General features: G+C 43.1%; 4 protein-coding genes, 3 tRNA genes and 1 other annotated feature. Of the genes, 4 read left to right on the top strand and 3 right to left on the bottom strand.

The window, feature by feature from the left end:
* Nucleotides 1-14: 14 nt before the first annotated feature.
* Nucleotides 15-98 (top strand) — a sequence feature (23S ribosomal RNA rRNA prediction is too short).
* Nucleotides 99-212: 114 nt separating this feature from the next.
* The 3 genes from BLA28_RS20930 to BLA28_RS20920 all read left to right on the top strand — a co-directional run bounded on the left by BLA28_RS20930 (nucleotide 213) and on the right by BLA28_RS20920 (nucleotide 549).
* Nucleotides 213-284, top strand: a tRNA-Asn gene (locus BLA28_RS20930).
* 84 nt (nucleotides 285-368) lie between these two features.
* Nucleotides 369-440: transfer RNA gene (locus tag BLA28_RS20925), tRNA-Glu, on the top strand.
* 37 nt (nucleotides 441-477) lie between these two features.
* Nucleotides 478-549, top strand: a tRNA-Cys gene (locus tag BLA28_RS20920).
* Between the two features lie 188 nt (nucleotides 550-737).
* On the opposite strand, the gene BLA28_RS20915 is transcribed toward BLA28_RS20920, so the two are convergent.
* Nucleotides 738-1625 (bottom strand): AraC family transcriptional regulator, encoded by an 888-nt coding sequence (locus tag BLA28_RS20915; RefSeq protein WP_069157910.1) that lies wholly within the window; start codon nucleotides 1623-1625, stop codon nucleotides 738-740.
* Nucleotides 1626-1754: 129 nt separating this feature from the next.
* On the opposite strand from BLA28_RS20915, the gene BLA28_RS20910 reads away from it, so the two are divergent.
* On the top strand, nucleotides 1755-2762 hold the full coding sequence (locus tag BLA28_RS20910) for a Gfo/Idh/MocA family protein (RefSeq protein ID WP_069157909.1): 1008 nt from the start codon (nucleotides 1755-1757) through the stop codon (nucleotides 2760-2762).
* Here BLA28_RS20910 and BLA28_RS20905 read toward each other — a convergent pair.
* Nucleotides 2740-5142: an ABC transporter permease gene (locus tag BLA28_RS20905; RefSeq protein ID WP_069157908.1), complete on the bottom strand. Its 2403-nt coding sequence runs from the start codon at nucleotides 5140-5142 to the stop codon at nucleotides 2740-2742. The genes BLA28_RS20910 and BLA28_RS20905 overlap by 23 nt on opposite strands.
* A gap of 93 nt (nucleotides 5143-5235) precedes the next feature.
* Nucleotides 5236-7629, bottom strand: coding sequence for an ABC transporter permease (locus tag BLA28_RS20900; protein ID WP_081330058.1), 2394 nt, complete (start codon nucleotides 7627-7629; stop codon nucleotides 5236-5238).
* Nucleotides 7630-7638 lie beyond the last annotated feature (9 nt).

Here is a 7638-nt window from a genome sequence, read left to right as displayed (position 1 = left end):
GATATCCCAATAAGTAAGACCCCTTAGAGAGTATGAGGTAGATAGGCTGGAGGTGGAAGTGCAGTAATGTATGTAGCTGACCAGTACTAATCGGTCGAGGGCTTATCCTGAAGGTATAGGAAAGCAAGTTTTGGAGAAAGAGATTAAATTCAATGTTCGGTTTTGAGGGTATGGGTTCATATAAGTGATTAAAGAGAAGTGGTAAGAAGTAATCCTCGATAGCTCAATGGTAGAGCACTCGGCTGTTAACCGAGTTGTTGTAGGTTCGAGCCCTACTCGGGGAGTTAGCTGTGAAGGCAGAGTCCTGAGGAGTGAGAGAGCGCTGGGAGAAGCGTGGAGCCAGGGGAAGGAACCTGGAAAAGAAAAGAGGCTCCGTGGTCAAGCGGTTAAGACATCGCCCTTTCACGGCGGTAACACGGGTTCGATTCCCGTCGGAGTCATTTTTAGATTGTGTTCTGCATATAATATAATAAACAAGGCGCAGTAGCCAAGTGGTAAGGCAATGGTCTGCAACACCAGTATCCACCGGTTCAAATCCGGTCTGCGCCTCTTTAAAAACCTCGAAAACATTAATTTTTCGGGGTTTTTTTGATCTACATAGAAAAGAAAATTGAACAAAAGAATAAGTTTTTACCACAACATCATAATCGTCACCTGATATTTTTGCTACAGCTTTTATCTCCTGATGGCTTTTTGTATTTCTGAGAAGACGAGTGGAAAATATATCTTTAAAACAGTCAATCAACCTTTACAGAGAAAAGATATTCTTTTGGAGACATAGAAACATATTGCTTGAAACGCTTTGAAAAATATTGCGGTGTGTCAAACTTTAGGATTGTTGAAATTTCTGTTATAGAATAATTTTCTTCCCGAATCAGGCGTTTTGCTTCCTCAATTTTTATAAATGTATAGTAGTCTATAATACTTCGGTTATAAACCTTTTTAAATGCAGTGGACAAATGGGTTTTGCCATAATGAAGCTGTTCGCTGATTTGTGAAACAGTAATTTTGTCAAATAAATGATCTTCCAGTAATTTTTTGATTTGAGCAGCAATATGATTATCAAATTTTGATTTTGAAGTAAAAAGCTGATTATTGATTTTAGTTTGCTGCTCATGTCTCAATAACAGGATCAGGAATTGTTCCAGATTTAATCGGACTAATTGCTGAGCTCCGATCATGGAATCCTCTTTGGGTATCAGCTCACGTAACTTAGGATCAGGCATGGGAAGTATAAATGCAGATTTACCCTCTGCTATTATTTGTGAAATCAGCCCTTTAAGACCGTCTGGTATTTTTATTACCTTATCTTCAAAATAACGCATAGCGGAAGAATTTGTATCAAAAGAAATGATAAATACATTAGCCGCGTGTTTTCCATCCGAACAGATATTATGATATAAATTTGGGCGTAAGAATACCAGTTCTCCCGGTTCCAGCATAAATTCGTGTTCGCCGCTGGTTATGCACACATGCCCCTTGTCTGAATATATAATTTCCCAGAAGTCATGGCTTTCCCCATGAAATTTATAATCCTTTCCATATTCAAAATAATGTATCGTTATAATTTTCGCTATGTTTATTACATTGGCAATTTCATGTTTGATATAGATTGTATTTTGCATTTCTGTTCTCTCTTTTATTTTAACTATGAACAAAAGTATAAATCCGGCGTACAATAATCTCTTATCATCCCGTATTTTCTATTATAAGATAGTGCTGTAAAAAGCTCAACCGGAAGGAGGATACTTGTATTGAAAAAGAGATATAATGTGGCAATAATTGGCTGCGGAGGTATGGGGGAGGCGCATATTCAGGAAAATTATTATAAAGAAAATATCCGATTTACGTACGCATGTGACTGTGATTTAGAGCGGGCGGCCATGTTTCAAAGAAAGTATGGTGTTGATTATATCACCAGTGATTATAAGGAGTGTATATCAGATGACAAGGTGGATATTGTCATTATTGCTACCAGACCTAAAAGTCATCTTGACATACTGCGTGCCTGTATTCAATATCATAAGCATGTACTTTGTGAAAAACCAATTTGTGACACTTTAGAAGCAGGCAGCACTTTTTTTAGGCTTGTGAAAGAACATCCGGAGATCAAGGTTTTAGTTGGGCATATCCTGCGTCATAACAAGACATATCAGCGGGCAGCGGAGATGATTCAGGCAGGGGCGATCGGAAAGCCTGTCATATTCCGAATGGTGCAAAATCATCACATAATGAATTGGGAACGCTATCTGTCAATGCTCCAAGAGGTATCTCCATTATTAGACTGCGGCGTTCATTATGCAGATATTATACAATGGTTTACCGGCGCAAAGGTAACGGATATACAAGCCACAGGCGTGCGCAGTGAAATAGATGTCCCCGCCGGCAATTACAATTATGGGCTTGTAACCATGCGTATGTCGGACGGATCTGTAGGGTACTATGAAGCTGGCTACAGCAATACATTGTCCGCTCAAAATGTAAAGGAATTTGCAGGACCCAAGGGAAGGATACGTATCATATTCGCCAAAGACCGGCAGGAACATCAGGAGGAAGGAGATTTAATTGAATTTTACCGGTATCCCGAAAAAGAGTATGAGATGATAAACATACGGTGCAGTCGGAAACCAACAGGTGAACAATTTGAGTACCTGTTACAGATGATTGAAAATAACCTTCCCCCGGTTCCAAGCATGGAAGAAGTAAAAGAAGCCTTTGATATAATGATACAGGCAGATACTATGATAAAACATAATTTGTAGAGATGATTCTCCTAAAATACTGATACTTCAATGCTGTCGCCGTAATAGCTCCACTGCACAGAAGGACAATTACGCAATAAAGAATCGTAATACCAAAGGGGAACTGGTAGTTCAAATAGTTCATCAAACTGTTTTTCAGGAAAATGCAAAGAAAGTATCCGGTCCCGCCGCCAACAACCAGCGATAAAATAAGTCCGGCAGAAACTACAATCAGCCCTTCACTGTGAACCATTGCAGAAAGCTGTTTTTGTGACATGCCCACGGAACGCAGAAGGGCAAATTCTTTGCGTCTCACAATAATTCCTGTTAAAATTGTATTCAGTAAATTTAATACAGAAAAACAGCCAATAAATGTAATCATGACCGCAAGTGCGAGTTTCATCCCTTGAAGGAAATTTTCGTTTTGAGCAATAGCAGCCGAGAGAGTGTCAACATTTAAGCGTGAATTGTTTAATATAATTTGTTCTATTTCTGCTTCTGCCTGTTGTTCAAAATCGTTATCAACGGAAATTACATATTGATAGGTCAAATTACTCTGTACAATCTTTTCCATAGAATCGTCAGGCAGCATCATCATATCAATTCTATCTCCATGGCTGCCTATTTTGTTTTGGTCTAGAACCGCTGCTATTTCAAATTGCATATTCTCACTATGCGTACCGTCAAAGACCCTTAGTGTGACCGTTTTTCCCACTTTTGGCTGTACGCCAAAATATTCTACAAAGTCTTCCGCCCTGCCGATAATGAGTTGATTCTCTGATCTTAATGTTTTATAATCAGGAACGATTCCGCTTGCGGCACAGCTTTGTATCAAATCCATATCCTCTTGCCCAAATCCTACAATCGCTGCGTTTGATTCTGATGCTTGTAAGTCGTTGGTTACGGGAAGCTGCTGGTCAATGGCGATTTGTTCTATCCCGGAGACATGGCTTAATGCAGTATATACTTCATCAGTAAAGGGGCTTTCTTTTTGTGCCAGCTCCAAAGATTTTTCTCTTAACTCTTGATTTGTAAATCCAACAAGAAACTGTCCCCTTGGAAATCCGGATAAGGACATTTCTTTTGCGTCTATGGAGGAGAGGACAGACGACAGACCTAGCAGCAAAATACCCGTCATCACAAGGGAAGCTATGGTCAGCAGGTTCTTTCTTTTATAGCAAAAGATTTGATTCCCTGCCAAAGAAAGAGGGGTTAATCTACGCTGTCTGTGCTTGTGTACATGAATGCCATCTGCTTCATACCGGGAGGCCTCTATGGGAGATACCGCAGACGCAATCATCGCTGGTTTCCTAACCGACAAGCGTACTGTCATATAAGATAATATGATAACTGCCGGACATACCCACAGCACATGTTTCAGTCTAAATCCCTGCGGAATCAAGACATAAGAGAATATCATTCCCATTATCAAACCAATCGGAACTGCTGCCAGTGCCAATAGAGAACCTTCCCTAAAAACAAGCTGCTTTATCTGCTTTGCCGTCATGCCGATTGTCCGCAGCTGTCCATATTCCTTTATGGAGCTGATAATCGAAATATAGAAAATACAATAGATAACCAATACACCTGCCATAATAATAATTGCAAGCCCGGCAACTGCCGCAGCAATCATCAGAACAGAAGGCTGGATAAGGTTGATATAGGATTTATTGAGAGATGGTGTTTGTTCAATTCCGGCATCTGCGGATGTTTGTATTGCCATACTTGTAACGTCCGCCTGATTTGTCAGTGCATCAGACTTTATCCGAAACATTACTGTTTGCGGAAAAGTATCCCATCCACCGATTGCCTTAAAAAATTCTTCAGAAACAATAGCTGCATATAAGGTTCGTTCCGTTCCTTTTGCTGCCGTTTCCAAATAACCGGATATTCTAAAATCCGTTTTATCTTGTCCGTCAGGAGAAGGCAAGGAAATGGTATCCCCAATTTTGGCATCAATCTTCTGACTGAACAGGTATTCTTCTTCAATCAGAATCTCATTTTCCTGCAAGGGCATTTTCCCTTCCGAAACAGAAAGCCCGTTCAAAGTAAGGCAATCTATATTTGAGTAGGAAAGGTTCAGGCGATCTTTACCAACATTAACACTTCCCAATGGAGCAGTAAGCCCTAATAGTTCTATGTGTGAATCTGTGGATAATTTATTGTACTGTTCTTGTGTTACGCCAGAAACCAGGGCGTGATAAGAACCTGTGACGCTATTGCCGCCATTCTGGTTAACAGTGATTATTCCTGAAATCAGAAGTAATATTGATGACATTAGAAATGCTGCCAAAGTGATGGCAAAAATAGTAATAACCGTTTTTAGCCTGTCATGTTTCAGATGTGCAGAAGTAATTCTGCGAATGACACGGCTGGTGTCATTTTCAAATGGTAAAATCATAGTTTCGTCTCCTTACGCCCATACTGTTTGAATATAGCTTCCAGAACCGTCAGCAATTCGAGGTATCAAAGCCATCCGGACTGTGGGTTCAGTTTAGCCTGCCGCCCTGATGCATGCTGCAATGGATTGCTGTTTCATATAACATATTGCAAATAATATATATAGGCAATGAATGATTAAAAGTGCGCAGACGAAGGCCGTCAGCTCCCACATCGGAAAACAATAACTTGGAACGCCTAATACGTTTAGGCGATTCAGGATCAGAATAAGTACTGCGCCGCATGCGCTTCCAAGTATGACTGTTGCCCCCAATGCTCCGGAAATATACCGAAGGCATTCCCATGAAAGCATTCTGGAAAGCTGTTTGCGGGTCATACCCACCGATTGTAAAATCCCTAATTCCTGTCTGCGGGTCAACAGGTTGGTTATCAGAGTATTTGTTAAATTGACCAGTGCGAAGACAAAAAGGAATGCCGTAAAGAGATAGACCAGCCTTACCAATTCCCGAAAAGAGGTTTGAAGGGTAGCCGTCAGATCACTGCGGGCAATGATGGTCAGCGCCGGATTTTCCACAATCTGGAACAATTGCGTACGCAGTACGTCGCTGTCTTGAGCGGCATGGACATTCCAAACCATCTGGAAGTTTTTGACCTCTGGGTATAGTTTGTGGAGTGTCTCCTCGGGAAGAATAAAGAGTGACGCCAACACGCCGGTGGCATCCCGGCTTCCTTCCTTTACAATTCCCATAACATTCAAATCCATATCCTGTCCGCCGTAAGTTTTCAGATGGAGCACATCGCCTATTTGGGTCGTATAGTCATAGCCGGACAGGATATGGTCGCTGCTGTCCGAGATTAGAATACCATTACCCTCTGCCAATGCATCGTAGTCCGCAGTTCCTGCGGCAATCCGATTATCCGGAAGCTGCTGGCTGAATTGTTCCCTACTCATGGCGGTTATGATGAAGGTGTCCGCCTTTCTCGGCAAATCGATCTCCACTGTAACAGCGTCATAAGAGGTAATCGCATCCACATCAGGCAATGCCAAAATCTGCTCACGCAGGTCGTCATAGAGTGGATTATCCAACGCCTGCTCCGGAATCTTCTCCATGTCTACGGCATCCTGCCAGGAAATCATATAATTCCCCCCGTCCCCCATGTACTTCGCTGCCATACTGTTAAAGTTGATGGAGTGATAGAGCGTCGCTGCCGTGAGCAGCAGGATTCCGCTCAAGCTGAGAGAGGCCAGCGTAATTGCCGCTTTTCTTCCGCTGCGTTCAAAATTCATCTTAGAGAGGACAGACGGTGTGAGCCTACGGTGAGGCCGGCGTGAGTTCACGTGCCTTCCTTCCCTGGCATAGTTTGATGTGCGCACTGCTTCAATTGGAGATACCTTTGCAGCCATCCGAACCGGAGTATCGGTAGACAGAAATATCATCAGCCCGGTCATGGCGAGGATGACAACCGCAGCCTTAGAATTATCTGCCCAACTCCAGTAGGCGGGCAGACAAGCAAAGGCGATTACGCTGCCGATCACAAGGCCGGCCGGTATCCCAAGGAGAAAGAGGTATATGCTTTCATAACGGACGCTCCGCCTGATCTGCCTGGGTGTGGCGCCAATGACCTTTAAACGGCCATATTCTTTCACCTTACCCTTGACCGAGATATAGAAAATGTTATAAATCACCATACCACAGGCCAATAGGATCACGAGGGCAGCAGGCAGGGCATACCCGCCCGCATTGTTGCGGAAACCCTCCATGTTAAAATAATTGGAGCTGAAGAAAATATCTTGCTCCGGAACTTCCTGTGCTGCAAGAAACGTAAGGATATCCTCCTTCAGATGGTCTGCGTCCATCTGCTCCCCTCCCCGATAGCACATACGAAACTCAAATTCAGGTGTTCCGTCGGAATACGCTGTTACAAAGGCTTTTGAAACGATAATTTCAAACATACGGGAGAGATTATCGGTTTGAAGAATGCCCGTTACCATATAGGTCTGTTCCCCGCGTCCGAGGTCGAGTTTGATCTGTTGCCCGGTTTCATGCGGCAGATGGAAGTAATCTAAAAAAGCACTTTCCACCAGAATCTCATGCTCACCTTGTGGCATTTGCCCCTCAACTGCGGGCTTATTCCCCAAAGCCATCCAGTTGGTGTCTGCATAGAGTACGCTGAGTACGCTGTCCTGATAACGGGAGAGCGGGAAAGTACTTGACAGGCCCCAGCGCTCCACTTCCGGCTGTGCGGCCAGGCTGTCGACCCGCTCCTGAGTTGACCTCAGTATCATGACTTGATACTGACCGCGGATGTCCCGCTCTACTTTTGCTTTCTGTGCAGCGGCAAAAAAACTCAGCCCCGTCATCAGGGCAACCGCAAAGGCGATGGTGCAGCAAATGAGCAAATTGCGGCGCTTTTCAGCCGCTAAACTTCTTTTTGCAAGCTTTTTTACAATGCGGCTTGTATCATTGTCAAAGGGTAATGTCATCATATCACCTCC

The sequence above is a fragment of the Eisenbergiella tayi genome (genome assembly GCF_001881565.1).
In the GTDB taxonomy this organism is placed as follows: Bacteria; Bacillota; Clostridia; order Lachnospirales; family Lachnospiraceae; genus Eisenbergiella; species Eisenbergiella tayi.
This window is presented reverse-complemented; position numbering and strand designations above follow the sequence as displayed.

Bases quoted from the DNA above. Each gene is read 5' to 3' on its own strand.
- BLA28_RS20915 (WP_069157910.1), bottom strand. From the start codon at position 1,625: ATGCAAAATACAATCTATATCAAACATGAAATTGCCAATGTAATAAAC.
- BLA28_RS20905 (WP_069157908.1), bottom strand. From the start codon at position 5,142: ATGATTTTACCATTTGAAAATGACACCAGCCGTGTCATTCGCAGAATT.
- BLA28_RS20900 (WP_081330058.1), bottom strand. From the start codon at position 7,629: ATGATGACATTACCCTTTGACAATGATACAAGCCGCATTGTAAAAAAG.